Source organism: Proteiniphilum sp. UBA5384, from assembly GCF_002410825.1.
In the GTDB taxonomy this organism is placed as follows: domain Bacteria; phylum Bacteroidota; class Bacteroidia; order Bacteroidales; family Dysgonomonadaceae; genus Proteiniphilum.
Genome location: NZ_DHOS01000032.1, coordinates 22271 through 47472, shown reverse-complemented (window position 1 = coordinate 47472; position 25202 = coordinate 22271). Strand labels below are relative to the sequence as shown.

General features: G+C 42.2%; 27 protein-coding genes. 15 read left to right on the top strand and 12 right to left on the bottom strand.

What is annotated here, in order from left to right; all coding sequences use genetic code 11:
• Positions 1-84 precede the first annotated feature (84 nt).
• Positions 85-576, bottom strand: coding sequence for a 6,7-dimethyl-8-ribityllumazine synthase (ribH, locus tag B4G81_RS06535; protein ID WP_294081183.1), 492 nt, complete (start codon positions 574-576; stop codon positions 85-87).
• A 6-nt stretch (positions 577-582) separates the two neighbouring features.
• Positions 583-1287, bottom strand: a complete 705-nt coding sequence (locus B4G81_RS06530) for a tetratricopeptide repeat protein (protein WP_294081182.1) — start codon at positions 1285-1287, stop codon at positions 583-585.
• Between the two features lie 243 nt (positions 1288-1530).
• On the opposite strand from B4G81_RS06530, the gene B4G81_RS06525 reads away from it, so the two are divergent.
• The 8 genes from B4G81_RS06525 (at position 1531) to B4G81_RS06490 (ending at position 7937) form a co-directional block, all read left to right on the top strand.
• Positions 1531-2073, top strand: coding sequence for a hypothetical protein (locus B4G81_RS06525; protein ID WP_294081181.1), 543 nt, complete (start codon positions 1531-1533; stop codon positions 2071-2073).
• 145 nt (positions 2074-2218) lie between these two features.
• Entirely contained in the window at positions 2219-2458 is a 240-nt protein-coding gene (gene rpmB / locus B4G81_RS06520; protein ID WP_294081180.1) for a 50S ribosomal protein L28, read from the top strand.
• Between the two features lie 19 nt (positions 2459-2477).
• Positions 2478-2666, top strand: coding sequence for a 50S ribosomal protein L33 (rpmG, locus tag B4G81_RS06515; protein WP_019539518.1), 189 nt, complete (start codon positions 2478-2480; stop codon positions 2664-2666).
• Between the two features lie 13 nt (positions 2667-2679).
• Positions 2680-2841 carry a DUF4295 domain-containing protein gene (locus tag B4G81_RS06510; RefSeq protein WP_294081179.1) on the top strand — a complete coding sequence of 54 codons (162 nt, stop codon included), beginning with the start codon at positions 2680-2682 and terminating at the stop codon, positions 2839-2841.
• A 95-nt stretch (positions 2842-2936) separates the two neighbouring features.
• Positions 2937-3890: a signal recognition particle-docking protein FtsY gene (gene ftsY, locus B4G81_RS06505; protein ID WP_294081178.1), complete on the top strand. Its 954-nt coding sequence runs from the start codon at positions 2937-2939 to the stop codon at positions 3888-3890.
• 51 nt (positions 3891-3941) lie between these two features.
• Positions 3942-5240, top strand: coding sequence for a 30S ribosomal protein S12 methylthiotransferase RimO (rimO, locus tag B4G81_RS06500; protein ID WP_294081177.1), 1299 nt, complete (start codon positions 3942-3944; stop codon positions 5238-5240).
• 71 nt (positions 5241-5311) lie between these two features.
• The gene (locus B4G81_RS06495) at positions 5312-6004 is read left to right on the top strand and encodes an HU family DNA-binding protein (RefSeq protein ID WP_294081176.1); all 693 of its coding nucleotides are present in this window, start codon (positions 5312-5314) and stop codon (positions 6002-6004) included.
• Positions 6005-6524: 520 nt separating this feature from the next.
• The gene (locus B4G81_RS06490; protein WP_414703176.1) at positions 6525-7937 is read left to right on the top strand and encodes a Gfo/Idh/MocA family protein; all 1413 of its coding nucleotides are present in this window, start codon (positions 6525-6527) and stop codon (positions 7935-7937) included.
• Between the two features lie 77 nt (positions 7938-8014).
• Here the strand turns inward: B4G81_RS06490 and sucD are convergent, their stop codons facing one another.
• The 4 genes from sucD to B4G81_RS06470 form a co-directional block, all read right to left on the bottom strand.
• Positions 8015-8881 carry a succinate--CoA ligase subunit alpha gene (gene sucD, locus B4G81_RS06485; protein WP_294081175.1) on the bottom strand — a complete coding sequence of 289 codons (867 nt, stop codon included), beginning with the start codon at positions 8879-8881 and terminating at the stop codon, positions 8015-8017.
• A gap of 68 nt (positions 8882-8949) precedes the next feature.
• On the bottom strand, positions 8950-10080 hold the full coding sequence (gene sucC / locus B4G81_RS06480; protein ID WP_294081174.1) for an ADP-forming succinate--CoA ligase subunit beta: 1131 nt from the start codon (positions 10078-10080) through the stop codon (positions 8950-8952).
• Between the two features lie 299 nt (positions 10081-10379).
• Positions 10380-10982: a helix-turn-helix transcriptional regulator gene (locus B4G81_RS06475; RefSeq protein ID WP_294081173.1), complete on the bottom strand. Its 603-nt coding sequence runs from the start codon at positions 10980-10982 to the stop codon at positions 10380-10382.
• A complete protein-coding gene (locus B4G81_RS06470) occupies positions 10975-11652 on the bottom strand; it encodes a hemerythrin domain-containing protein (protein WP_294081172.1) in 678 nt (225 codons plus the stop codon). Before B4G81_RS06470 ends, B4G81_RS06475 begins: the two co-directional genes overlap by 8 nt.
• Positions 11653-11853: 201 nt before the next feature.
• On the opposite strand from B4G81_RS06470, the gene B4G81_RS06465 reads away from it, so the two are divergent.
• Both B4G81_RS06465 and nspC read left to right on the top strand, forming a co-directional pair.
• The gene (locus B4G81_RS06465) at positions 11854-12381 is read left to right on the top strand and encodes a nitroreductase family protein (protein WP_294081171.1); all 528 of its coding nucleotides are present in this window, start codon (positions 11854-11856) and stop codon (positions 12379-12381) included.
• Between the two features lie 90 nt (positions 12382-12471).
• A complete protein-coding gene (gene nspC, locus B4G81_RS06460; protein WP_294081170.1) occupies positions 12472-13614 on the top strand; it encodes a carboxynorspermidine decarboxylase in 1143 nt (380 codons plus the stop codon).
• Here the strand turns inward: nspC and B4G81_RS15300 are convergent.
• Positions 13511-13939: an acyloxyacyl hydrolase gene (locus tag B4G81_RS15300; protein WP_414703175.1), complete on the bottom strand. Its 429-nt coding sequence runs from the start codon at positions 13937-13939 to the stop codon at positions 13511-13513. The two genes, nspC and B4G81_RS15300, sit on opposite strands and share 104 nt — an antisense overlap.
• A gap of 685 nt (positions 13940-14624) precedes the next feature.
• Here B4G81_RS15300 and B4G81_RS06455 point away from each other — a divergent pair.
• From B4G81_RS06455 to nadD, 4 genes are all read left to right on the top strand, one after another.
• Entirely contained in the window at positions 14625-17081 is a 2457-nt protein-coding gene (locus B4G81_RS06455; RefSeq protein WP_294081169.1) for an MMPL family transporter, read from the top strand.
• A 31-nt stretch (positions 17082-17112) separates the two neighbouring features.
• A complete protein-coding gene (locus B4G81_RS06450; protein WP_294081168.1) occupies positions 17113-17730 on the top strand; it encodes a LolA family protein in 618 nt (205 codons plus the stop codon).
• 96 nt (positions 17731-17826) lie between these two features.
• Complete coding sequence (locus tag B4G81_RS06445; protein ID WP_294081167.1) at positions 17827-18075, top strand: GlsB/YeaQ/YmgE family stress response membrane protein; 249 nt, start codon at positions 17827-17829, stop codon at positions 18073-18075.
• Positions 18076-18202: 127 nt separating this feature from the next.
• Positions 18203-18793: a nicotinate (nicotinamide) nucleotide adenylyltransferase gene (nadD, locus tag B4G81_RS06440; protein ID WP_294081166.1), complete on the top strand. Its 591-nt coding sequence runs from the start codon at positions 18203-18205 to the stop codon at positions 18791-18793.
• 27 nt (positions 18794-18820) lie between these two features.
• On the opposite strand, the gene B4G81_RS06435 is transcribed toward nadD, so the two are convergent.
• From B4G81_RS06435 to B4G81_RS06420, 4 genes are read right to left on the bottom strand one after another with little or no spacing between them, the layout of a single operon-like run.
• The gene (locus tag B4G81_RS06435) at positions 18821-21040 is read right to left on the bottom strand and encodes a tetratricopeptide repeat protein (RefSeq protein WP_294081165.1); all 2220 of its coding nucleotides are present in this window, start codon (positions 21038-21040) and stop codon (positions 18821-18823) included.
• 9 nt (positions 21041-21049) lie between these two features.
• The gene (locus B4G81_RS06430) at positions 21050-21949 is read right to left on the bottom strand and encodes a hypothetical protein (protein WP_294081164.1); all 900 of its coding nucleotides are present in this window, start codon (positions 21947-21949) and stop codon (positions 21050-21052) included.
• 25 nt (positions 21950-21974) lie between these two features.
• Positions 21975-23207 carry a phosphoserine phosphatase SerB gene (serB, locus tag B4G81_RS06425; RefSeq protein ID WP_414703174.1) on the bottom strand — a complete coding sequence of 411 codons (1233 nt, stop codon included), beginning with the start codon at positions 23205-23207 and terminating at the stop codon, positions 21975-21977.
• A gap of 60 nt (positions 23208-23267) precedes the next feature.
• Positions 23268-24110 (bottom strand): DUF4922 domain-containing protein, encoded by an 843-nt coding sequence (locus tag B4G81_RS06420; protein WP_294081163.1) that lies wholly within the window; start codon positions 24108-24110, stop codon positions 23268-23270.
• Between the two features lie 206 nt (positions 24111-24316).
• Between B4G81_RS06420 and B4G81_RS06415 the strand changes: the two genes are divergently transcribed.
• Positions 24317-24730, top strand: a complete 414-nt coding sequence (locus B4G81_RS06415; protein WP_294081162.1) for a DUF4348 domain-containing protein — start codon at positions 24317-24319, stop codon at positions 24728-24730.
• On the opposite strand, the gene cdd is transcribed toward B4G81_RS06415, so the two are convergent.
• Complete coding sequence (gene cdd, locus B4G81_RS06410; protein ID WP_294081161.1) at positions 24722-25201, bottom strand: cytidine deaminase; 480 nt, start codon at positions 25199-25201, stop codon at positions 24722-24724. The two genes, B4G81_RS06415 and cdd, sit on opposite strands and share 9 nt — an antisense overlap.
• Position 25202: the final 1 nt, after the last annotated feature.

Below are 25202 nucleotides of genomic sequence, written 5' to 3'. Positions count from 1 at the left end.
GAAGGCGTAAGCCAGCTGAGTTACAGTCAGCCCCATTTGGCCACTCTGGTAACTGCCCTTTTTGCAGGTGCAAAGATATTAAAATTATTTGTATCTCGATTGAAGATCCATCATTTTTAATGCAGTGATGGCCGCTTCATCGCCTTTATTTCCGTGTTTACCGCCGGCCCTGTCCTGCGCCTGTTGAAGCGTGAGGGTGGTCAGCAATCCGAAGATTACCGGTACATCGTAATTGAGGTTCAACTGGGTAATTCCTTCTGTTACGCCATCGCAGACAAAAGTGAAATGCGGTGTCTCCCCCTGAATGACACATCCCAGGATGATCACACTATCTACTCTCGCCTTTTCGATCATCACCTTTGCCCCATAAGTCAGTTCGAAACTGCCCGGTACATGTTCAATAATGATATCCTCATCCGATACACCAAATTTAAGAAGTATTTCGGTAGCTCCGTCCAGCAGGCTGTGGGTCACCGATGAATTCCAGTCAGATACCACAATGCCTACCCGTTTCCCTTTCCCTTCGGGAACTGCCGTGGGATCGTAAGATGAGAGATTATTTAATGCTGTAGCCATGATTATTTAATTATTTCCTTTCAGAAAATGAGCCTGTTGGATAAATTTGTCTGCTTCACGCGATTCAGGTGAGTTGAGATACGTTTCCTTGATACGCGTGAATACCTCAATAGCCTTATCGTAATCAGCTTTACCCAGATATGCTTCTCCTGCTTTTTTGTAATACAAAGGACTCAACATTTCGTTGTCGGCATCCTTGGCGGCCTTAAGGAAATTGCTGATAGCCTGGTCAGTCTGTCCCATATTCATAAATACGTCACCAATGGCGCCCGTAATAGCAGGAGTAATCAAAAGATCTCCACCCTTGAATTTTTTCAGATGTTCCAGTGCTTTTTCATTATTACCCATCCGGCTATAGGAAATTCCGGCATATGCATGTGCCAAATCGGCTGTTTTGCTACCCTTGTATCGGTTGATGATGGATTCAAACCCTATATAATCATTGCCGTTTCCAAAAAGAGCCAGTGAGTCGTCCCCATTCTGAAAATAGCGTTCGCCTTTGAAAATAGCAGCATGTGCTTTTTCATTACGAGGTACCATATATAAATAATGATAGGCAAGAAAAGCCCCAACGGCAGCAATTACAATTAATAATGCTATAACGATGAGCTTTTGATTTTTTTCGAGAAACTGTTCGGAAGTAGTAAGTGCTTCCCCGATATTTTCGAAATTCTTTTCGGCTTTCGATTCTTTTGCTTTTTTTGCAGACATGTTTAATTGAAAAAATGTTACGTTTTATTTTTCGAAATGCAAAAGTAAAGTTTTTTAAGTGATAAATAAAATTTCAGCGACTGTTTTTTATAAAAGTGTATGGTCGTTTTTAATCTTTTTTGTAGGTTTGTAGTCTAATTGTATGTTTAACGTGGAAAAGTGGTTAGATGTATAGGGAGTTAGGAGAAATCCTATATCTCAAAGTCTTGGATCTTGGATCTTGGTTCTAAAAAAGAAATTGATATGAAGAAGTATATATTGATTGTGAGTACGTTGATGATTGGCCTGTTTCGTATGGCAGGCCAGGTGGATGCCAGTTTTTCGAATGTTCCGGTAGTAAATGGGAAAGTGGTTTTTGAACAGTTTATACTTATAGACCAGGACCTTTCTGCCCCTCAAAAATATGCTGTGCTGCAAAAATGGGTAAAAGAAAAATATTCCGGCAGTCCTTTAGTATCCGGTATTCGTTTCGACGATAAAAACTATTCGGTGACGGTAAGCGCCAAAAACGAATTGTCGGGTATGCAGGATAAAACAATTATGAACTACCGCTTCGATCTATCAGTAGCCAATGCAGGATGCGTGTTGGTGGTAAGGGATATTACCTACCAGAGCGCCTCAAAGCAAGGAGCATCTTCTTTTCCGAAAGTGATCACTGCCGAACAAACCATAACCGATTCGGCAGTCAATGTTCAGGGAGAAGAGGGGGAAATAAGAAGCAGTACGAAAAAAGCGACACTTGCATTTGTAAATAACTTATATAAAGAGGTGTCGGGGTTGTTTTGATAAAGTGTCATTCTTTTAAATTAAATTGCCAAAACCTTTGGTAAATTGAAATTATATGCTTAATTTTGCGCCCTGATTTATCGGGAAAAAGCCTTCCGGTAACTCTGCAGGTGTGCAATAATAACATACAACACATTATATAGCAATGTCTAAGATTTGTCAAATAACAGGAAAAAGAGCAATGGTTGGAAACAACGTTTCTCATTCTAACAAGAAGACGAAGCGGAAGTTCAACGTAAATTTGTTCACAAAGAAATTCTATTGGGTGGAAGAAGATTGCTGGATCAGCCTCAATATATCGGCATCCGGTTTGCGTACCATCAATAAGATTGGTTTGGATGCAGCCTTAAAGAAAGCCGCTGCAAATGGATATTTAAACGCTTAACGAGAGGGAGGAAGCAGCAATGGCAAAGAAGGTAAAAGGAAACAGAATACAGGTGATCCTGGAATGCACTGAACATAAGGAAAGTGGTATGCCCGGTACTTCAAGATATATCACTACCAAGAACAGGAAAAATACTACTGAGCGGTTGGAATTGAAAAAATATAATCCCATCCTCAAGAGAATGACCGTTCATAAAGAAATCAAGTAAAACAAGATAGATTATGGCAAAGAAAGCAGTAGCGGGATTCCGTGATAAAAATACAACTACCGGTCGTAGTCATACCAAAGTAATCAAAATGGTAAAATCGCCCAAAACCGGTGCGTATAGTTTTAGAGAAGAGATGATCCTGAATGATCAGGTGAAGGATTATTTTTCGAAATAAATCCGTTAAAAATATATAAAAGCTTCCCTGTGCCCAAACGCAGGGAAGTTTTTTATTGACTATTTTGTAGCTTTGTAGGTTATAATATATGTGTTATGGGTATTTTTGATAGATTCACAAAAGGTAAAAAAGAGACACTGGATAAAGGTCTCGAAAAGACAAAAGAGAATTTTTTTTCCAGGATCACCCGTGCTGTTGCCGGTAAGTCGAAAGTTGATGACGACTTGCTGGATAATCTGGAGGAAATCTTGGTGACCTCTGATGTGGGCGTGGAGACTACCCTTAAAATTATCGATCGGATAGAAGCCCGGGTGGCAAGGGATAAATATGTGGGAACAGATGAATTGACCTCTATGCTCCGTGATGAAATAGCCCTTCTACTGACCGAAAACAACAGCGACGACTTGTCGGAATTTTCTTTGCCTGCAAGCAGAAAACCTTACGTGATCATGGTCGTGGGTGTAAACGGTGTGGGAAAAACCACTACCATCGGAAAATTGGCCCACCAGTTCAAACAAAAAGGGTATTCGGTTTATCTGGGTGCTGCCGACACCTTCCGTGCTGCTGCAGTAGAACAGCTTGATATATGGGGAAAACGGGTAGGTGTACCGGTTGTCAAACAAAAGATGGGCGCCGATCCTGCTTCGGTTGCATTTGATGCGGTCAGTTCAGCCAAAGCACATGATGCAGACGTGGTGATTATTGATACTGCCGGCCGTTTACATAACAAAATCAATCTAATGAATGAGCTGACAAAGATAAAGAATGTGATGGGTAAGATTGTTCCCGGGGCTCCCGATGAAGTGCTTCTTGTGCTTGACGGTTCTACCGGACAGAATGCTTTTGAGCAAGCTAAACAATTCACAGCTGCCACTGAAGTAACAGCACTTGCGATTACCAAACTCGACGGGACTGCCAAGGGGGGGGTTGTGATTGGTATTTCAGATCAGTTCAGGATTCCAGTGAAGTATATCGGTTTGGGGGAAGGAATAGAAGACTTGCAGGTATTCAACAGAAGGGAATTTGTGGATTCCCTCTTCGGAGAGTAAAATATCTGGTTGAGAGCCGGATGATATTGAAGTAATTGTAAGAACGAATAGATGGTCAATAACAAGATAGATGTCGTTACATTGGGTTGTTCCAAAAACCTTGTCGATTCGGAACTCCTGATGCGGCAACTTGTTGCCAACGGGTATACGGTAGAGCATGATCCCGGGACTCCACGTGGCGATATCGCCGTAATCAATACCTGCGGTTTTATCGGCGATGCGAAAGAAGAGTCGATCAATATGATTCTCTCCTTTGCCGAAGCAAAAAAACGGAATAAACTCAAAAAACTGTTCGTGATGGGGTGCCTCTCCGAACGATACAAGGACGAATTATTGGAAGAAATTCCCGAAGTGGATAAGTTTTATGGTAAGTTCGACTGGAGAACACTTATTACTGATCTTGGTAAGTCTTATTATAAAGAATTGGAGTTCGATCGTTCGTTATCGACGCCGGCTCATTATGCTTATGTGAAAATATCGGAAGGATGCGACAGAACTTGCTCCTATTGTTCGATCCCGTTGATTACCGGAAAGTATAGGTCTCGCTCCATAGAGAGTATAGAGGAAGAAGTGCGGCAGTTAACAGCTAGGGGGGTAAAAGAATTCCAGTTTATTGCGCAGGATTTGACCTATTACGGATTGGACCTATACCGGCAAATGAAACTTCCCGAACTGGTAGAACGAGTGTCAAGTATAGAAGGAGTAGAGTGGATTCGTCTTCATTATGCCTATCCTGCCCATTTCCCGACTGATTTGCTGAGGGTAATCCGTGAACGGGAGAATGTATGTAATTATCTCGATATTGCATTGCAACACATCAGCGATCGTATGTTGAAAATTATGCGGCGTAACATCACCCGGCAGCAGACCATTGATCTTATTCAGCGTTTCCGTGAAGAAGTGCCCGGCATCCATTTGCGTACTACGATGATGGTAGGCCATCCCGGCGAAACGGAAGAAGATTATCTCGAATTACTCGATTTCGTGGAGAAGACCCGGTTCGAGCGGCTTGGTGCTTTCCCTTATTCGCACGAGGAAGATACCCATAACTATAAATATTATGTAGATGATGTGCCTGCGGAAGTGAAACAGGACAGGATGAACCGGCTTATGGAACTTCAGGAGGGGATAGCCCTGTCGCTGAATGAAATGAAAGTGGGCAAGTCCCTGAAGGTGATTATTGACCGGGAAGATTCCGAATATTTTGTAGGCCGTACTGAATTCGATTCTCCCGAAGTAGATGGGGAGGTATTGATTGGTAAAACGAAAAGGTTGAAAACCGGCCGGTTCTATGATGTGAAAATTGAGGAGGCAATGCCTTTCGACCTGCTGGGAACGGTTTTGATGTAAGATGTAAGATTCAGGATGTAAGATTTGAAATCATTCATTTAAAATCTCAAATCTAAAATTGAAAAGAAGGTATGACTTACGATGATTTGATTGCAGAAATAGCCAGACGGTTAGAATGGACGTATGAGAAAACGTCCGGTATAATTAAGACTATCATAGAGGTGGTGGGCACCGAATTGAAAATGAATAATCCGGTGGTTATTGATGATTTTGGCACTTTGAAAACCGATATTCAACCGGAATATATCCGGGTAAATCAGGAGACTAAAGAACGGCTTTTAATACCGCCAGCAATCGAAGTCATTTTTGAAGTTCTTTTTGAGAATAATGATGAAGACTCGTTGTTTCACGTCGGTTTTGTACCGGATGAAGCGCTTTACAATGATTTGAATAGTGCTTTTTCTCAGTTTGAACCGACACCCTTGGACGAGGATGTGCAGTTTCCCGGAATTTTAGAAATAATAGTCCGGGATTTTGAGGAGGAAAGTGATATCACCGGATTGCCTCCTTTGCCAAAAGAAAATATGGACGAGGAAGAGCTGTTGGAGTTACCGATTTTACAAGAAGAACAAAATGATTTGCTTGAGGAAGGAGCCTGCATGGAAGCGGACCCAATTACACCATTCTTTCCAAAGTCCTCTTCCTGTCTCCGTGAAGGACCGCGAAACAACAAAAGAAAGTTATCCGTTTGGATTCCCATAGCGGGAGGGATAGCCATTATAATGGCATCTCTTTTTTTTTTCAAAGAAGACGGAGGTAAATAAAGGGGAAACAGCAGCCGGGGGGGGTATCCCGATAACATTACCTTTCGGAGTAGATACTGTAACTACCCTACAAGACCTCCCGGAAGAGAAGGTCGCTTTTGTTCCAGAAAAAGAAACAGAGACGATTGTCCTGGCAGAAGGTAAGACATTGCGATTACTGGCACTGGATTTCTTTGGAGATCGGGAATTTTGGGTCTATATCTATTTTGAGAATAAAGATAAAATTTCTAATCCCAATAGGGTTCCGTCAGGAATAGAGTTGGTCTTGCCCGATAGATCCTCATATTTCATTAATGCCGCAGATCCTCAATCGGTTCTCAAAGCAAAATCACTTGGGACTGAGATCCTGAGAGCGTTTTAGTAATTTTACGTACCTTTGATATGTGGTTATGACGCACCCATCACCCCTTGCCTCTCATCCTGAATGGGTATGTTTTTTCTAAGGATCGGTTTTTATAGTGAATGTTTATGGGAGAAATTGATCAATAACAGATATTCAATATTTAAATATTTATTCAATATGACAAAAACAAATTCTTTTATTTTATTGTTACTGTTGATTTTCTTTGCAGCATGTACTCCTGCAATGCAGAAATCAGGTAATGGGTACACTATCCGTACGGATGTGCCCCAACGTCCCTCAGGACAAAAAGATGTATTGGACCTGGTTGCTCCCAAGATTGACACCGTACGTGTGGGTTTTATCGGTCTGGGTATGCGTGGACCCGGTGCGGTGAGCCGTTTTACTCATATTCCGGGCACGAAGATTGTAGCCTTGTGCGACAAGCACGAGGATAGGGTGGAGAAGGCCCAGGGAATCCTTGAAAAGGCAGGTTTGCCGCATGCTGCTTCCTATAGCGGTAGTGAGGATGCCTGGAAGGAACTATGCGAGCGGGATGATATCGACTTGGTATATATTGCTACGGATTGGAAAAATCATGTTCCCATGATGATTTATGCGATGGAGCACGGTAAGCATGTGGCTTGTGAAGTGCCGGCAGCCATGACCCTTGAAGAAATATGGAATGTGGTGAATACTGCCGAACGTACACAGAAACATTGCATGCAACTGGAAAACTGTGTATATGACTTTTTTGAGCTGACTACGTTGAATATGGCGCAACAGGGTCTTTTTGGTGAAATTCTCCATACCGAGGGGGCCTATATCCACCAGTTAGAAGAATTTTGGGATTCTTATGAGGGGGACTGGCGGATGCAGTTCAATAAGGAATTCCGTGGGGATGTATATGCGACGCATGGGTTGGGTCCGGCTGCCCAGGTATTGGATATCCACCGTGGAGACAAGATGAATACGCTGGTGTCGATGGATACTAAACCGGTAAGCATTCCCGAATACCTGATCAAGAAGAGGGGAATGGACCGTGACAGTGCTTATATGTTCGCCAACGGACAGCATACGATGACGATGATCCGCACCGAAAAAGGGAAAACAATCCATATCCAGCATGATGTGGCTTCACCACGTCCTTACAGCCGGATGTACCAGGTAAGCGGTACGAAGGGGTTTGCGAATAAGTATCCGAACCAAGGCTATGCGCTTCAGGGAGATATGCTTTCGGAAGGCGGTGTACCTGATCATGAGGACCTCAGTGCCCATAGTTATGTAACTAAAGAGGTGAGGGATGCTTTGATGGATAAGTATAAGCACCGGATTCACCGTGAGTTGGAAGAGAAGGCCAAAGAAGTGGGTGGCCACGGCGGTATGGACTTTATTATGGACTATCGTCTGGTATATTGCCTACAGAACGGCTTGCCATTAGACATGGACGTCTATGACCTGGCAGAATGGTGTAGTCTTGGCGAATTGAGCCGCCTCTCGATAGAGAATAACAATGCTCCGGTGGAAGTGCCCGATTTTACCCGGGGTAACTGGAACAGGATTCAGGGGTTCAGGCACGCATTTGCCGATTAAGCAGCAATAACCCATAATAACAACAAAGCGAGTTCCCAGTATATGGACTCGCTTTTTTGTTGAATTTTATGCCGGAGTTATCTTCTTTTCTTCAACAAATCCGGGATTTGGCTGGGCTCTTTGGCTACCGGAACCCCTGCCGCTTCGAAGGCGGCAATTTTTTCAGCGGCCGTACCACTTCCACTGGAGATGATAGCCCCCGCATGTCCCATCTGCTTGCCGGGAGGTGCTTGTTGACCGGCGATAAATACAGCTACCGGTTTGGTAATATGTTTCTTGATATATGCCGCAGCCCGTTCTTCGGCATCGCCACCAATCTCACCGATTAAAGCAATAGAGTCGGTTTCGGGATCGTTTTCAAACATCTCAAGCAATTCTATAAAATAGAGCCCTACTACCGGGTCACCTCCGACACCAATGGCCGTGGATTGCCCCATACTATGTTCGGTGAGATTATAAACGACCTCGTAAGTAAGGGTACCGCTTCGGCTGATTACACCGGTACTACCCTGTTTGAAAATCATGGAAGGCATAATTCCCACCAGACCTTTTCCCGGTGAAATCAGGCCGGGGCAGTTGGGACCAATCAGGTTGGCGCCTCTTTGCCTGATGAAATGGTATGCTTCTATTACGTCGAGCGTAGGAACGCCTTCCGTGATAGCGATAATCAGTTTTATCCCCGCATCGGCTGCTTCCATCATGGCATCTTTTGCAAAAGGAGCCGGAACAAAGATCACAGAGGTGTCAGCACCTGTCTCATTCACTGCATCTTTTACTGTGTTAAATACAGGAATGCCATCGGTTAATTCGCCTGCTTTTCCGGGGGAGGTGCCGCCTACGACATTCGTGCCATAGGCTTTCATTTTTGATGCGTGAAAACTGCCATCACGGCCGGTTATCCCCTGTACTATCAATCGGGTATTTTTATCTATAAGGATACTCATGTTTTTGTTGTTTATTCTGTTGTTGTTCAAATTTACATTGTAAATTTAGATAACATGCATAATACAAATCAGACCAGAGAAACCGCTTTCCGGGTAGCTTCACCCATAGTTTCCGCAACATACAGTCCTGTTCCCTGCAGTAATGCACGTCCCTCTTTTTCATTGGTTCCGGTAAGCCTGATTACCACAGGAACACCTGTCTTTATCTGTTTAAAAGCTTCCAGCAACCCTTTTGCTACATCGTCACAACGAGTGATGCCTCCAAAAATATTAATCAGTACCACTTTCACGTTCTGATCGCTTAACAGCAGTTTCATCGCTTCAATCACTTTTGTTGGATTTGAACTCCCTCCTATATCAAGGAAGTTGGCCGGATTACCACCATATAATTTAATCAAATCCATAGTGGCCATTGCCAGTCCGGCACCGTTTACCATACACCCGATTTCACCGCCCAGGTTCACATAGCTGAACCCTTTACTTTTGGCATTCTGCTCTTTTTTCTCTTCTTCGGTCGGTTCATTGAGAGCGGCGATTTTTGGATGACGATAAAGTGCATTGTCGTCGAATGTCATTTTTGCATCGATGGCCATCAAATTACCCTCTTTCGTCAGTACCAGAGGGTTGATCTCAGCCAGAGAAGCATCGGTTCCTACAAATAGCTTATAAAGCTTTTGAAAGATTGCGGTAGCCTGATTCACCTCTTTGATATCATCGAACAGTTTAAAAGCTGCTTCACGTGCCAGATATTCGGGTAATCCTAACGAAGGATCGATTTCAAACTTATGGATCTTTTCGGGGGTAGTACGGGCTACCTCTTCAATATCCATACCTCCCTCCCTACTCAGCATCAGAATGGTTGATTTTGAAGCTCTGTCGATGACAAAACTTACGTAATACTCTTTTTCGATGTTAACAGCCTGACCTACCAGGATCCGGTCGACGGTGAATCCCTTGATATTCATTCCAAGGATTGTCGCAGCATGTTTACGTAATTCTATCTCATCCTTGGCAAGCTTTACACCTCCGGCCTTGCCTCTACCGCCCGTATGTACCTGTGCTTTGACGATCACCCTCTGCGAATCCAGTTGGCCATAAGCTTTCACTGCATCCTCTATAGAGCGGCACACAATACTCCTGTCCACAGGTAATCCATACGATGCAAACATTTCTTTTGCCTGATATTCATGAATTTTCATATGATTAAAACTATTTATTTTCAATTAATAAGACTCTCTCTTTGTTCAACATAGTCAAAATAAAGCCTCTATGTTCACTATCGAAAAAGTTCTTGGGTGAAAACTATTATTATGCTCGTTTCATGGGGCCTTTTTACATAACTTATGATGATTAAATATTGTTGTAATGCTAATCATATATTTCGAATCGTAAAATTCGTTTGTCTTCATGAGAAACGTTTGATTGCGTTAAATTGTTTAACAAAAGTGGATTTTTTTGTTAAGTAGAAGGATTTTATTCGTTTGGTAAGTTTCGAAAATCAGATTTCTATATCTTCAATAGAGATAATTTTCTTGGAAATAGCATAGATAGTAAGCCCCGACTGGCTTCGGATGCCTGTTTTCATAGCGATGTTTTTCCTGTGCCTTACTACCGTATGGATACTGATATTGAGGGAGTCGGCAATCTCTTTGTTCAACATACCATTTACAAGACCGGTCAACACTTCAAGCTCTCTCTTGGTGAGATTCTCTTCTCCTTCTTTCTCGCCCGGTATAGACTGGCTCTTTTCATTAAGTTTGGAGAGCATGTGGATGATATGTTCGGCTGAATCGTAGAGGGTAAAAGTAATATCGGTCGTGATCGATGATTTGTGCATCATGCCCAAGTCGATTCCTGCCACTGTCAGAGAAGGGAAGTTCTTTCTCATCTTTCTGAAATCCTTTTCCCTATTTACGAATTGTACGGGATTGACTATCAGTATATCTGTCGGTTTGGATTCAAGGAGTTCGGGCAATTCATCCAAAGTCTCCAGCCTATAAATACGGCAATCCAGATCCGATTGGTATAGAACGGCCTGAATTCCTTCGAAAATTATCTTCGAAGATTCTAAAACGGCAATATGGAGAGTAGATTTATGCATGTTGTTCCCTTTCAATATCCACGCCGGACGGAATCAGAATAGTTTCTTCTATCAGGGAATGGATGTATAGATCGAACTCGAGTTCATAAAGCGACATAAACAATTTGCGACGAAGATTCAGATCATCGTTAATCTTTACGTACTTTAGCAGAAGATTTTTCAGGTCTTTCAGTTTGAGTTCTATATCGGTATGATGGTCGCTATATTCCCTCGAGGAATAAACTTCCTGGGGGTTATTCTGCTGTTCGGTTCCTAAAAGTGTAATGAAATAGGGGAAAGCTATTTCATCTTCATAGTCAAGATGTTCTCTTACTTCCGTAAAATACTCATTGAAAAATTTTTCCAACAACTTTAATTCTTTTTCCGGATGATTTTCCTGAAGTTGGCGGATGTAAGAGCTGATTTGGGGATACTTGTCGAAACGGTAATAGTTGTGGCTTCTCTTCAGAAAACCGATTACATGCAACAGATCGTTTCTGGTGAACCGTTGTTCTCCCTTTGTGATCGCACCGGTATATAGATTGGCGATACTGACGAATAGGTGTTCGCTGAGGTCGTACCGGTTGCAAAGCTGCAAAACGGTGAGGTCACTTACCCGGAAGTCGATGTCGAAGTGTTGCAACATCAACAGTAAATAAGGATTCCCGTCGATCAGATCTGCCATTTTCATATATGGCCTTACTCTTGTCCTGGAAGAATAATACATGTTTTATAATCAGTTTATTCTGAAGTTTATCTGCAAAAGTACAAAAAATAGATGATAATTTAGAATGAATCTATATTAATCTGTGGAAAATCCAGTGTGTTTTTCATTTGGAATGGTGTTTAATACCGGTTTTTTTCGTATTATTGCGATCCTAATTCAAAAACGATGTCTAATTTTCAAAATTTATTGATCCGGCGCCGCAGTATCCGGAAATTTACGGGCGAGTTATTATCTCCCGAGGAGATAAGGGTAATTATTGAGGCAGGCTTGCTTTCACCTACTTCCAAAAATAGTCACTCATGGGAATTTATAGCCGTGGAGGAGAAAGAAACCCTTGTGAAATTATCACTTTGCAAGCCAAAGAGTGCCTCATTTATTGGTGATGCTGCGTTGGCTGTTGTTGTTCTGGCAAACCCCTTGGTAAGTGTTGCCTCGGTGGAGGATGCTTCGATAGCTGCTATTAACATGCAATTGCAGGCAGAGGAGTTGGAAATAGGCAGTTGTTGGGTGCAAGTAAGGAATCGGAATTATTCAGATAATATTACGGCCGGTGAATATATTAATGACTTATTGGACATCCCAATGCCGCTGGAGGTATTATGTGTAATCGCCTTTGGAAAGAAAGAGAAAGAGAGAACGCCGGCCAATCCGGATAATCTGCCCTGGGAAAAGGTACATATTGAAAAATACTGATCCAGGCTTCGCCGTTAAACTTTTGTAGTTATTCTAAATTTGTAATGTAAATTTGAACGACGACCAAATAACAATGGAATAATAACTAAAATGATTGATTTTTCAAAAATACCTTCTCCTTGTTTTGTGATGGAAGAAGAATTGCTCCGCCGTAATCTCCGCTTGATACGATCGGTAGAGGAGCGTGCAGGAGTACAAATTATCCTGGCTTTTAAAGCGTTTGCAATGTGGAAATCATTCCCTATCATACGTGAATATATCGAATACTCTACGGCCAGTTCCGTGGCGGAAGCTCAGTTGGCATTCGAAGAAATGGGGAGCCCGGCACATACATACGCTCCTGCTTATACCGATACCGATTTTCCGTTTTTCCTTCAGTATAGCAGCCATATAACCTTTAATTCCCTTTCGCAGTTCGAGCGCTTCTATCCGCAGGTGCAGTCATCCGGGAAAAAGATAGAATGTGGAATAAGGATTAACCCGGAGTTTTCAGTAGTAGATACTGACCTGTATAATCCCAGTGCTCCCGGATCGCGCCTGGGCGTGACTTCTGACAAGATAGGAAAACAACTGCCTGAAGGTGTTACCGGATTGCATTTGCATAATTTGTGTGAAAACAATTCTTACGATCTCGAAAAGACGCTGGTAGTAGTGGAACAGAAATTCGGACATCTCTTTCCTCAGATGCAATGGCTCAATCTCGGAGGGGGGCATCTGATGACGCATAAAGATTACGATGTGGAACATCTGATAAGAGTATTGACCAGTTTAAAACAACGTTACCCCCATTTACATATTATCATGGAACCGGGTAGTGCTTTTGCTTGGGAGACGGGCGTATTGGTGGCTACCGTGGTCGATATCGTGGAGAATCATGGCGTACAAACTGCCATGCTTAATGTCTCTTTCGCCTGCCATATGCCTGATTGCCTTGAGATGCCTTATAAACCGCGGATCCGGGGAGCCAGTCAGGAGCCCTTGCCCGGTAAACCCACCTACCGGATGGGAGGCAACAGTTGCCTGAGCGGTGATTTTATGGGAGATTGGTCTTTCGAGGAGCCTTTGCAAATAGGTGACAGGATTGTCTTTGAGGATATGATCCATTATACCATTGTGAAAACCACCATGTTCAACGGTGTTTCCCATCCATCAATAGGACTTTGGACCGCAAGGGGAGAGTTTGAGCTTTATCGTGAGTTTGATTATGATGATTACAAGCAAAGGATGAGTTGATTTTGCCACTGATCTGTTTGATCACTTTTTTCTTAAAAAGGCATAATTGATTCCGTTCTCGTTCAAAATAGTAAATTAAACCTGCAGAAACGCCGATTGTATTGATTCCGGAGTTCGGCATCTTTGTAGCACCATTTGAAATATGATTGCCCGAAAGACCAAATTCCATGTCGATATGTTTTGAAAAGAATTTTGTGGAAAAGATATTGGCTGCGAAATAAATATTGACCCAGGCTCCTATATTTTTGTTGGACGGATTGGTGGCGGGATCATAAGTGTCCCAGTTAAAAGAAGCTCCGAAATTCCATTCGTATTTTGACTGCAATGAAGGTGAAAATGTTTTAGTGTGGCACCTTGTAATAAATACAGTGAGAATTGCTGCCCCGGATTGTCATAGCTGAAGTCATAAAAATCTATCTTAACTTCTGGATACCCGACAAAAGGGAATGTGTTTTACCCGTTCCCTTTAAAGATTCATTTGTTTTTAAGACCGATCCTCCGGTATGTTTTCCACTGACGAAAAATGGACTGATGAAAATGGAGTTTTAACATGAAAACTGAAAGGGTAGACTTACGATATAATTGTAAGCGACTTTGAGTATTGGTTTTCTATCATTCGACATTAAAAATAGCCGTTTCAGTAGGCTGCAAGGAGTAAACGAAGATAACATATTATAACTTTGTCTGACCCCCTAATAAATTTTATCATGAATGATAGATTTTCTCTGGATGAAATCTATTTATTTCATTACAATTTGGATGAAACGAGTAAATAAGCGAATTGATAATGGATCGGGGAAAGAGGCAAACGGAAAGTGCGTGCCATCACCTGTGCCGATGCGTTCAAACCGATTATCGGAAGAATCTTCCGATGGATTCGATAAGAATCTATTTTTTGCTTTATTGTTCATGAAGGCAATATACCTGGGCTTTTTGCCCCCCTCTATGATTTTTTAAGTATGGTAAAGGTAACGATTCAAATATACCGCTATTTCCGGAATCACAAAAGTGTGTTTTATACAATAATGCTGTCGACGCTGGTACTCTTCGCTTGTCTTAGCGCAAGAATAGAGTTTGAAGAGGATATTTCAGGTTTGCTTCCTTCCATACGGGAAAACAGGGTAGAAAAATTAGCTTTCTCGGAGTTAAAAGTAAAAGATAAGATCCATTTACAGTTTACGGCGGCAAGGGACTCTGTAACATCCCCGGAAAGGTTGTCGGCGGCATGTGACGAGTTTGTGTCATTATTACTGGAGAAAGATAGTACCCGGATATTGATAGAGAATATCTTTTTCCGGATAGATCGTCCTGTTTTACAGGATGCGATTTCGTATTTATATGAAAATGTACCCATATTTTTGACCGAAGATCAATATACGTTACTGGATTCACTCATGCAGCCTGAAATTTTAGACAGACAGATGGGAGAAAACTATGCATTACTGACCTCTCCGGCGGGAAGAGCCTACCGGGAGATGATATTCCGTGATCCGGCCGGGATGCGCAATATCTTTATGCCCGGGAGTAGCGGCAAAGAGTTTGGAGGGAAATTTGCAATGTGCGATAATCATATCTTCTCTTCAGATACTACGGTCGTTTTAGCCTTTTTAGCACCTAAATTCAGATCGTTGGACTCGAAATCGGCTAGCAAGTTGATAAATATGCTGGATAAGGAAATCGCAGCCTATACGGAATTACATCCGGAGATGGATATCTTTTTTCATGGGGCACCTGTACAAAGTGTATCTAATTCCCGGCGTATTAAACAGGATATTTTCTTTACAGTAAGCATTTCTCTGGTAATTATTTTTGTTTTTTTATTGATATGTTTCAGAGACAAACGAACCTTGTTTTATCTGACGGCACCTGTTATATATGGCGTTTTGTTCTCTTTGTCTGTGATTTATCTCATAAAAGGGAGTATGTCGTTACTAGTCCTTGGTATTGGGGCAATTGTAATGGGAGTGGCATTTAGCTATTGTCTGCATATGATTTGTCACTATAAATACCTGACAGATCCGGAAAAAATAATAGAAGACCAGACAATCCCTCTTTTTATTGCTCTCCTGACTACCCTTGGGGCCTTTGGCGGATTGCTTTTGACCGAGTCGGAAATATTACATGATTTCGGTTTGTTTGCTTCGTTGGGACTTTTGGGAACATTTGTTTTCGCATTGCTTTTTCTTCCCCAAATGTTTAATGTCAGAGATAATAAACGTTCGGAAAAAGCTTTTAGAATTTTAGAGAAGGCCAATTCTTATCCGTTATATAAACAAAAATGGCTGATTGGATTGATTCTCGGAATCAGTATTGTCTGTATTATCGTTTCGGGAAAGGTGGAGTTCGATTCTAACCTTCGTAATCTGGCTTATGATAACCAACAGGTAACCCGTTCAAAGCAATTGGCAGCTTCTAAGCGGATACAGAATGCTGATGCTCGCTATTTTGCCACGATTGCCGGAGATTTGGACTCCACAATACTTCTTACGCAAGGGTTGATCACAGGATTGGACACACTCCAACGTGCGGGTATTATAAATGGTTATACTTCTTCGCTAATGTTATTTATTCCCGAAGCCGAACAGCGTGAACGTATTGCCCGGTGGAATTCTTATTGGTCGGAAGAGAAGAAAGATATTGTCCGTCAGCGAATTGCCGAATCTGGAAAGCGGTACCATTTCTCCGAAAATACGTTTACGCCTTTTTCCCGGATACTGGATAGGGAATACCGGCCAAACTCTTTGTATGAGGCGAAAGTGTTACCTGGGGAGATCATGAGCAACCTGATTGAATATACGGACGGACATTATGTGATGTTTACTCCGGTACAGATGGATAAAAATAATATCTGGGCGGTCGCAGACAGGTTGAGGGGAGCAGGGATATCGTTTATAGTCCTCGATCCGATGTATTATGCCAACGATATGGTGAAGATGATTCACAATGATTTCAATACCCTTTTGATGATATCTTCCCTTTTTATCCTGATTGTATTACTTATATCCTATCGAAGTGTGATATTGACTGTTTTGGTTTTCCTGCCAATGGGGCTGAGCTGGTATATCGTATTGGGACTCATGGCATTCTTCGGATTGGAATTTAATCTGCTCAATATCATTATTTCCACTTTTATATTCGGAATCGGGGTCGATTATAGTATCTATATGATGGACGGCTTGTTAGAGGGAACCCGGGGAATCAAACGCGATTTGTTGGTATATCATAAGACAGCGATCTTTTTCTCGGCGATCATTCTGATTACTGTAATTATGTCTTTATTTTTTGCGGTGCACCCGGCAATCCGTTCTATCGGCATAGTTACGTTCATCGGGATGAGCGCAACAATTCTGATTACCTATGTGGTACAGCCCTTCTTTTACCATGTATTGATTACAAATCGTATAGCCAAAGGAAAGAGACCCATCTTGGAAAAGTGGGTCCGGCACAGATATATAGTTAACGGATAAAATAAATAGATAATAAAATAAATAGTAGAAAATGAAGAAGATAAAAGTATGTGTGGCATTATTATTGGCCACTGTGGCAACTGTCTCCGCACAGAATGGAAGGGAGATTTTAGATAAAATACAGAAAGCGAATGAATCTCTTACAAGCATTGTCTGTGATTTTAGGCAAACCACGCATTTTCCTTTTTTAGAAGAAGATGCACAATCAAATGGTAAGCTTTATTACAGAACCCCCGCCCGGTTATTACTTGAATACGAGCAACCTGAAGGTGATTGGATACTGGTCAGAGAGGACCAGATATCAATCTCCATGATGGATCAGTATAGAAAAATATCAGCAAAGACCGTCCCTGCTGCTAAATTCCTTCATACAATTTTTGCTTCCTGCTTGGAAGGGAATCCCCGAAGAATAGATGGTATAACGATATCCGCTTATGAAAGAGCGGATTACTACGAAGTTCTAGTTTCAATTGGAAGTGAGAAGGCGGAGAATATTAAAGAATTGAAGGTGCGGTATGATAAAAAAGACATGGCAATGTCCATGCTCTGTATGGAGGATCCGGACGGAGAATATACCCTCTATGAATTAAGAGGGAAAAAGCTGAACCAGCCTGTAGCGGATGACATTTTTATTGATCCCGGCAGATAATACTTTTTTGTATTTTAAACAATTTCCAATCCGATAACGTTTAACGAATTGAGTGAGTTTTTAATCAAAAATATTAACATTAAAAAATTATTAGTTATGGGTTGGTTATGGTGGATTATTATTGGTGCTGTGGCCGGTTGGCTTGCAGGTAATTTGATGAGAGGAGGAGGTTTCGGGTTTCTGGTAAACCTTTTGGTAGGTATTGTAGGCGCCGTTATCGGAGGTTGGGTTTTCGGCCTGTTAGGAATTAGTACCGGCGACGGAATTATAGGTAGTCTTGTTACAGCATTGATAGGTGCCATTTTGCTACTTTGGATTATCTCCTTATTTAAGAAAAGTACGTAGAAAAACTTAGAAAATAGATGAAAAATCGGTGTACAGACCCTGTGCATCGGTTTTTTCTATGTGTGAAAAGTGATTTGGTTATAGCCTTAATCGGGTTCAATATCTTAAGTATTTTATCGCTTTCAATATGCAAAAACAACAAATCGGTATTTTCTCCGGATCATTCAATCCGGTACATGTGGGCCATCTTATCTTAGCAAATTATATCTGTGAATTCACTGAAGTGGAGGAAGTGTGGTTTGTAGTGAGCCCGCATAATCCCTTTAAGAAGTCTGAAGACTTGTTGGATGACGATGTGCGTTTGGAGATGGTTCGTCTGGCGCTGGAAAAATTTGATCGTATGGTTGTGTCCGACGTAGAGTTTCATATGCCCCGCCCGTCCTATACTATCGATACACTATCCAGATTGACAAGCGAGCATCCTCATAAAGATTTTACCCTTATCATTGGCAGTGATAACTGGAAGCAATTTCATGACTGGAAAGAGTCCCGGTGTTTGATAAAAAACTATCAGGTTCTTATGTATCCGCGACTGGGGGAGGAGGCGATGATACCTGAAGAATGTAAAGCATCTGTGCGGCTTCTGGAAGCTCCTCTTGTGGAGATTTCCTCCACATTTATCAGGGAAAGCATCCGTACTGGAAAAAATATGCGTGCTTTCCTTCCCCCCAAAGTCTATGATTTTATAGTCCGGAATGGGTTATATACCAATCGGTAATGTTCCTGTTTATCTTGTGCTATCGGTTCAAACTTCCTTGTCGTACCTGATTTTATCTAAAATGATTGGCAGAATGGAAGTATTTATACCCGCCTCTTTCAGTTCATTTTCATCCTCGCCCAGCATAGTCTGGAATGTTTTAAAATTACCGGTTTTATCCAGAGAAAGCTTGTATAATTCGACCGCTTTTTTGACCTGTTCGAGGCAAAGTGCTACATGGCCTGCATTGAGATAGTCATGGGCATTGGGCTTACCTGCCAGTATGCGGGAATAATACCTGTCGGCCACATCCAGTTTACGTGAGAGGAAAGCGCACCATGCCACGGAGCGCCATGCGCGGGTATTATGATTGTCAATCAATTCTACTTTAAAGTAATAATTCAACGCTTTTTCATATTCTTTCAGCTCCAGGTAACAGTGTCCTATGTTGAGCTGGATATTGAGATCGTCTGGGCGGAATTGCTCCAGCCGACGATAATATTCCAGTGCGGTGGATGGTTCTTTCAATACCCTGTAGCAGTGGGCTATGCGTTGAAGCAACCATGTGTTATTCTCCTCCATCAGGTCGGCATGGAGGTATGCTTCTAATGCACCCTTCATATCTGCCAGCATTTGTCGGCAATATCCTATCTTCTGCCAGATCTCACTTTTGTTATTTCCTATTTCTGACAGTAATGTATAGGCACTAAGAGCTTCCGGAAAGTTATTTTTCTCGAAATAGTAGAGTGCTATTTTTTCCAGATGATTGGGTTGCATTATTACCGGTTGAAATGCCGGTAAACGATGATAATTAAGCGGAAGTTCGAAAATATCGAGAAACTCGTTCCGACGTGGAAACAATTTGAAAAACCGATAAAGATCCTGAATATATTGTTTGATCATCGTCTCTTCTTTTTGATGAGGCTTCAATGCCTCTTCTTCGGCCTGCATATTTTTGAGTTCATCGCTTTCGGCGCCTAACTGGGATACCATCATCTTCCGGTAGTTCTCCGGCATCATCATGATGCTGAGACAGAAAGAGTATTTGTCGGAATTACAGATGAGTGATGATCCGGAGAGCGCGTCAATGAGAGAAGCTTCTTCAGAACGGTCGGTAAAAAGCTGTTGTACATTACTGTGTTGGGGGGTGAACGGCAGGAACCAGTTGCTCATCTCCTGAAAGAAAGGGTAGGCTTTCAGGTTCGAAAAAGTAGAGTGAAATACATCGGCACCTTCCAATTGTAATTCGGTAAATTCCTGCAATTTATCTGTCAATCCTGTTTCATCCAGAATCTTTTGCCATTCAGGATTCTTTTCGTCGAAGCCGGTTTCACCCATCCATTCGTCGAGCTTGATCTTTTTACCGATCATCGGGCTCAGTTTCATCATCTCGGGAAGGATTTCCTCGGTCAGTTTTTTTGTGATCTTCTCCGTTTCATGCGCCTGGATGAACCCTAGCACTGCTGCCATAAAACGGCGGGCAAAGAGTTTGTCGTCTGATAAAAGTTTTATCCGGCTGCTGCATCCGGAATATAATGCCAGCCGTGCGCTATATACCTGAAAGATGGGAATAATTCCCGTAACGGCCCGTATTGCCACTTCCGGATCGTTATGCTTGCACAAGTCGAGTAGAAGTTCGATTTTTAAAGCATCAAAACGTTGAAGTATGTTCAGTGTAAGTGCTGAGATAAACAACGCTTTGACATGCCGCGGAATTGCCCCCTCCTCCATGAATTTACGCCAGGCGGTAAGGGAATCGTCGTTTGCCCTCGGAGAAACAAAAATAATATAAAACAAGTCTTGTAATGTATTCTCACTGGCAATGGTATTCTGCCTGAGTCGGGATTCCTTGTCCGGTCCTTTTTCCAATAAATCAAGGAAAGAAAGTGTGTCAGATTGCTTGGTAATAATATCCCTGTATTCGTCTATCGATATGGGGGTACGTATTTCCATCAATCTCATCTTGTCAAAAAAGAGTGACGAACTCTCCTGCAGGAGCAATCGTTCGGCTGCATCTTCTGCCAGTATATATATATCGCAAATCAGTTTATTATATATGCGTCCCTGTTCCGGGTCTTTCTCCCCCTCTATCAGGTAATGGAGCATATACTGATAATTGGTAGTCAATTCTTCCAGTTTTTCTGACACTGTCCAATTTTGTTGCATCGCATAAAGTTCCTTTATACCGTCAAGAGCATCTTTGAGTTGCCTTTGCTCGATATACAATTGGATGGTTGTCAGTTTTTTCCTTATATCGGATGGATTCATAATTCACATTCAATTTGTTCTCTCTTTAATAATCAGTGTTGAAGGGAGGCAGTGTGTCCACTCCAGCGGGGTACAGATCAACTTACTCCACCCATCCGTACCGATGATCATCAGGTCTTGCTCTCCGATGAAATCACAACTGATCTTTTTGTTGTTGTTCCAAAGATAAACACGCCCTTCGGTTTTTTTGACGATAAACTGGTGAAGTTTTTGCATTTTGGGATCGGATCCAATGATGCCGATCGCATCCCAAATCATGATCTTTACATTCTCTTGCAGCGCTATCCGGTAAAGATATGCGAAAATATGTATATCTTCTTTGTGAAGGATGGGAATAAACAGTTTCCTGAACTCAGTAATCGCACAGTCGATAAATAACCCTGTAGATACTGCATTCCGGTTGAACACTATATTGATATTCTTCAATGCTTCAACTTCCCTCTCACTGAACTGTTCAAGAATAAAAGCTTCTGAATTGGCAGGATTATTTTTCAGTTGGCTGTACTTTTTTATCAATTCAGGATTGTAATCGCTGTTACTGATACCCAACAAAATCAGATTGGCCTTTTGTTCTTCCGCCATTTTGGCTATATCTTTATGATAATCATCGGATGATTTGATGAACAGGCGTACTATAATTTTTTCCCGCTCTTCTGCCGGAATGAAGTCCGTGATGATCTTGTTTTTGTATTCATCCATCTCTTCAGAGAGACGTATTTCTTCGGCTTTGGTAATAAAATAAAGAAGCGTGATGGCCGATTTTTCCGATCTCGACCGGGTAATATTAATCGCCAGCCGTCCCAATGTTTTACCTGTTTCCAAGTTAGAGAAACAGACTAATGCGCTGTTCGGTTTCTTCATTTCAGCCTCACCGTCGAAACGGTTTAATAACATATCTGCAAAATCCATACCACCCTTTTTTAATGAACTCCTATTAACTATTCATAATCTCGCTGTCAAGCAAAGAGTCTTTATATCCTAGAAAATAAAGGATGCCATCGATTCCCACCGAGGAAAGCGATTGTTCCGCATTCCGTTTTACTTTCGGTTTTGCATGGAAGGCGATACCCAGACCGGCTATTCCAAGCATTGGCAGATCATTGGCTCCATCACCTACTGCCACTGTTTGTCGTAAGTCGATCTTTTCCACCTGTGCAATGAGGCGAAGCAGTTCTGCTTTTCGTTTCCCATCGACAATGTCGCCCAGATACCTGCCGGTGAGTTTTCCATCCACGATTTCCAGTTCATTGGCATACATATAATCAAATCCATATTTTTCTTTCAGGTAATTGCCGAAGTAAGTAAATCCTCCTGACAAAATGGCGGTTTTAAATCCCACTTTCTGTAATACTTTCATCAGCCGTTCCACGCCTTCGGTGATGGGTAGATTCTCGGCAATCTCTTTCATCACCGATACGTCTAACCCTTTCAATAGTTCCACTCTTTGTCTGAAACTTTCGTTGAAATCAATTTCACCCTGCATCGCCTGCTCGGTAATGGCTTTTACCTGACTTCCCACGCCGGACCTTTCAGCCAATTCATCAATTACTTCTGTCTGGATAAGAGTAGAGTCCATATCGAAACAGATAAGCCTACGCATACGCCTGAACATGCTTTCTTCTTGGAAGGAGATGTCGAAGTTAAGAGATGAGGAAAGCTCCAAAAATGATTGTTGCATTTGCTGACGGTCCACAGGGGTGCCCCTCACTGACAGTTCAACACAGGACTGTGCTGCACGCTGCTTCTCGTCGAGCGGGATACGACCGGTCAGGCGCACTATGTTGTCGATATTGAGTTTTTGTTCTGCAATAATCCCCGATACAGCTGCAATCTGTTTGGCGGTAAGTATTCTTCCCAAAAGGGTAATGATATACCTGTTCTTGCCTTGCATACTGACCCAGTTGGAGTAATGCTCTTCTGAAATAGGCGTGAAACGGATAGCTACATCCATTTCATAGGCTTTGAACAGTAAATCTTTCATAATCTCTCCCGAGATATGGGTTTTTGAACTGAATAAAATACCCAACGACAGGTTTCTGTGGATATCCGATTGACCGACGTCGAGGATAAAAGCATCATGCCTGGCCAGGATTTCAGTAAGTGCTGCTGTCAGACCGGGTTTATCCTCTCCGTGGATATTCAGTAAAATAAGCTCTGATTTTTCCATTATCACGATAAATTTTTTTGTCTCATTACTGCGTCAGCGTCTGTCGCCGATTATTTCTATTCAAATAATCGGCATTGAGACTTGTGAATAAATATCTTCAATATCTTGTTTAGTGATTTTCTCAAAATCTTCTTCCCTCACGCTGATTATCAATCCGGCCATATCCAGCGCCCCCGGACTGATAAGCAACTGTTTTGTCCCTTTCTCATAATAATGTCCCGGACGGTGTGCTTTGCGAGGGAAGATATGGAGTTGGTATCTGTTCTCTTCTGTGAAAGCGATTAGGTTCATCATCGGCTCCTCTTCTTCAGGCTGGAGATGATGCAGGTATTGGTAAATATCCTCAAATAATTGCTGTACCTCATTTTTATCAGTGCTTTCGATCTGAAGGCATGAACGAAGTTCATTGTCTCCCTGCATGAGTAAAGGATGTTTAAGTCCGGCCTGCAGATGGAAATGGTCTGGAGCCGATGCACCGCATTTCGGACCATTATAGAAAATCAGATAATCAGGGAGCTGTTCGGCCAATGTTAGCATGTCGCCCGTTTTCTGACGAATACGTTGTGGTACATGCGAATGAATGGGAATGGTGAGATGATTTCGCAGAATGGGATACGGATTGCAGAGAATAGTGTATTTCTCCAGAAGGGGAATTCCCCTTTGCTGTGAAGGACGGTTGATTTCACAGAGAAAGCAGGGGCGCTTTTCAATGTCCTCCTTGGTGATAGCTGCTGAGGTTGAACTCATTCGTGCCGGATTGAATTGTATTCTCACCCGGTAATCGCCTCCCCATGTAAATTCCTTTTCGCGTATGCCATCCAACTGTCGAATGCCTTTGTTTAATTGCTCCCAATCATTTTGTTGTGCGGAAAACAAATGGCTTATTTCTGTTTGAAGATCCATCCAGTATCGATTTTTTATAAAAGCAAAGATAAGTATATTTTATCAACTTTTTTTGTACCTTTGTATAATAAATAATAGACTGTTGAAAATTTGATCCAGATCAATTAAGTGTTTGTTTAGCAATGAAGATTCCGCATTGTATTCTTTTTTGTCTGTTTGCCTTGGTTCTTTTCTCCTGTACATCGGGTTCAGAAAAGAAAGGGCGTATGAACGGTAAGGGAAAGACGGCAACTGAGACAGGGCAGGCGGGCAGTGAACTGGATACTTTCTCCGGGAAGGAGAATTTCGATCAGTTTATTCGAAGATTCAGTACCCAGGAATCTTTTCAATTAAACCGTATTAAATTTCCTATCGCAGTAATCATCCCTGATACGGAACATGAAGGAATGGCTCCTACAGAGGAGACAATCGACCGGTATGAATGGGAACTCCTCGACCTGACGTATGACAGTACTTATCTTACACGCCCTTACGATCAGTATTATCAAGGGGTGCGCTATAAGAATGATACGGCCGTGGTAGAGATCCGCGGTATCAATAACGGTATTTATGCCGATTATTATTTTACGTTGATCGATGAAAAATGGTATCTGGTGACACTCTATGAGGCGTCATTTTAACATCCCATCCCCAAAACTAAGCGGCAAAAGGTCTTTGGCACTCTCCAATATATAAACGGATTCATTGCCATACATTAATATTTTCATGGGAGCATTGAACCGATTTTCGGTCTCAAGCAGCACTTGCCTGCATCCACCGCAGGGAGTGATTACATCATCGGTGAACCGGCCGTTGTGCCAGGCAGCGACGGCAATAGCCATTATACATTGGTCGGGATGAGAGGCATTGGCAAAGAAAACGGCGGTTCTTTCAGCGCATAATCCTGAAGGATAGGCCGCATTTTCCTGGTTGTTGGCGGAGATGATTTCTCCGTTTTCGAGCAGCACCGCAGCACCCACCTTAAACCCCGAATAGGGAGCGTAGGCTTTTTTTGTGGACTGTTTTGCGGCCTCTATTAACTTTTTTTCCGTCTCGGAGCATTCCTCTAACGGATAAACAGCTATCTTTGTGGTCAAATTGATTTCTTTCATA

Bases quoted from the DNA above. Each gene is read 5' to 3' on its own strand.
- B4G81_RS06475 (WP_294081173.1), bottom strand. From the start codon at position 10,982: ATGCATAAATCTACTCTCCATATTGCCGTTTTAGAATCTTCGAAGATA.
- B4G81_RS06430 (WP_294081164.1), bottom strand. From the start codon at position 21,949: ATGGATTTTGCAGATATGTTATTAAACCGTTTCGACGGTGAGGCTGAA.
- B4G81_RS06495 (WP_294081176.1), top strand. From the start codon at position 5,312: ATGACTTACGATGATTTGATTGCAGAAATAGCCAGACGGTTAGAATGG.
- B4G81_RS06420 (WP_294081163.1), bottom strand. From the start codon at position 24,110: ATGGATCTTCAAACAGAAATAAGCCATTTGTTTTCCGCACAACAAAAT.
- B4G81_RS06465 (WP_294081171.1), top strand. From the start codon at position 11,854: ATGTCTAATTTTCAAAATTTATTGATCCGGCGCCGCAGTATCCGGAAA.
- sucD (WP_294081175.1), bottom strand. From the start codon at position 8,881: ATGAGTATCCTTATAGATAAAAATACCCGATTGATAGTACAGGGGATA.
- B4G81_RS06530 (WP_294081182.1), bottom strand. From the start codon at position 1,287: ATGTCTGCAAAAAAAGCAAAAGAATCGAAAGCCGAAAAGAATTTCGAA.
- serB (WP_414703174.1), bottom strand. From the start codon at position 23,207: ATGGAAAAATCAGAGCTTATTTTACTGAATATCCACGGAGAGGATAAA.
- B4G81_RS06415 (WP_294081162.1), top strand. From the start codon at position 24,317: ATGAACGGTAAGGGAAAGACGGCAACTGAGACAGGGCAGGCGGGCAGT.
- nadD (WP_294081166.1), top strand. From the start codon at position 18,203: ATGCAAAAACAACAAATCGGTATTTTCTCCGGATCATTCAATCCGGTA.
- rimO (WP_294081177.1), top strand. From the start codon at position 3,942: ATGGTCAATAACAAGATAGATGTCGTTACATTGGGTTGTTCCAAAAAC.
- B4G81_RS06470 (WP_294081172.1), bottom strand. From the start codon at position 11,652: ATGAAAATGGCAGATCTGATCGACGGGAATCCTTATTTACTGTTGATG.
- B4G81_RS06445 (WP_294081167.1), top strand. From the start codon at position 17,827: ATGGGTTGGTTATGGTGGATTATTATTGGTGCTGTGGCCGGTTGGCTT.
- B4G81_RS06525 (WP_294081181.1), top strand. From the start codon at position 1,531: ATGAAGAAGTATATATTGATTGTGAGTACGTTGATGATTGGCCTGTTT.
- B4G81_RS06450 (WP_294081168.1), top strand. From the start codon at position 17,113: ATGAAGAAGATAAAAGTATGTGTGGCATTATTATTGGCCACTGTGGCA.
- B4G81_RS06490 (WP_414703176.1), top strand. From the start codon at position 6,525: ATGACAAAAACAAATTCTTTTATTTTATTGTTACTGTTGATTTTCTTT.
- B4G81_RS06510 (WP_294081179.1), top strand. From the start codon at position 2,680: ATGGCAAAGAAAGCAGTAGCGGGATTCCGTGATAAAAATACAACTACC.
- cdd (WP_294081161.1), bottom strand. From the start codon at position 25,201: ATGAAAGAAATCAATTTGACCACAAAGATAGCTGTTTATCCGTTAGAG.
- sucC (WP_294081174.1), bottom strand. From the start codon at position 10,080: ATGAAAATTCATGAATATCAGGCAAAAGAAATGTTTGCATCGTATGGA.
- ftsY (WP_294081178.1), top strand. From the start codon at position 2,937: ATGGGTATTTTTGATAGATTCACAAAAGGTAAAAAAGAGACACTGGAT.
- B4G81_RS06435 (WP_294081165.1), bottom strand. From the start codon at position 21,040: ATGAATCCATCCGATATAAGGAAAAAACTGACAACCATCCAATTGTAT.
- ribH (WP_294081183.1), bottom strand. From the start codon at position 576: ATGGCTACAGCATTAAATAATCTCTCATCTTACGATCCCACGGCAGTT.
- rpmG (WP_019539518.1), top strand. From the start codon at position 2,478: ATGGCAAAGAAGGTAAAAGGAAACAGAATACAGGTGATCCTGGAATGC.
- nspC (WP_294081170.1), top strand. From the start codon at position 12,472: ATGATTGATTTTTCAAAAATACCTTCTCCTTGTTTTGTGATGGAAGAA.
- rpmB (WP_294081180.1), top strand. From the start codon at position 2,219: ATGTCTAAGATTTGTCAAATAACAGGAAAAAGAGCAATGGTTGGAAAC.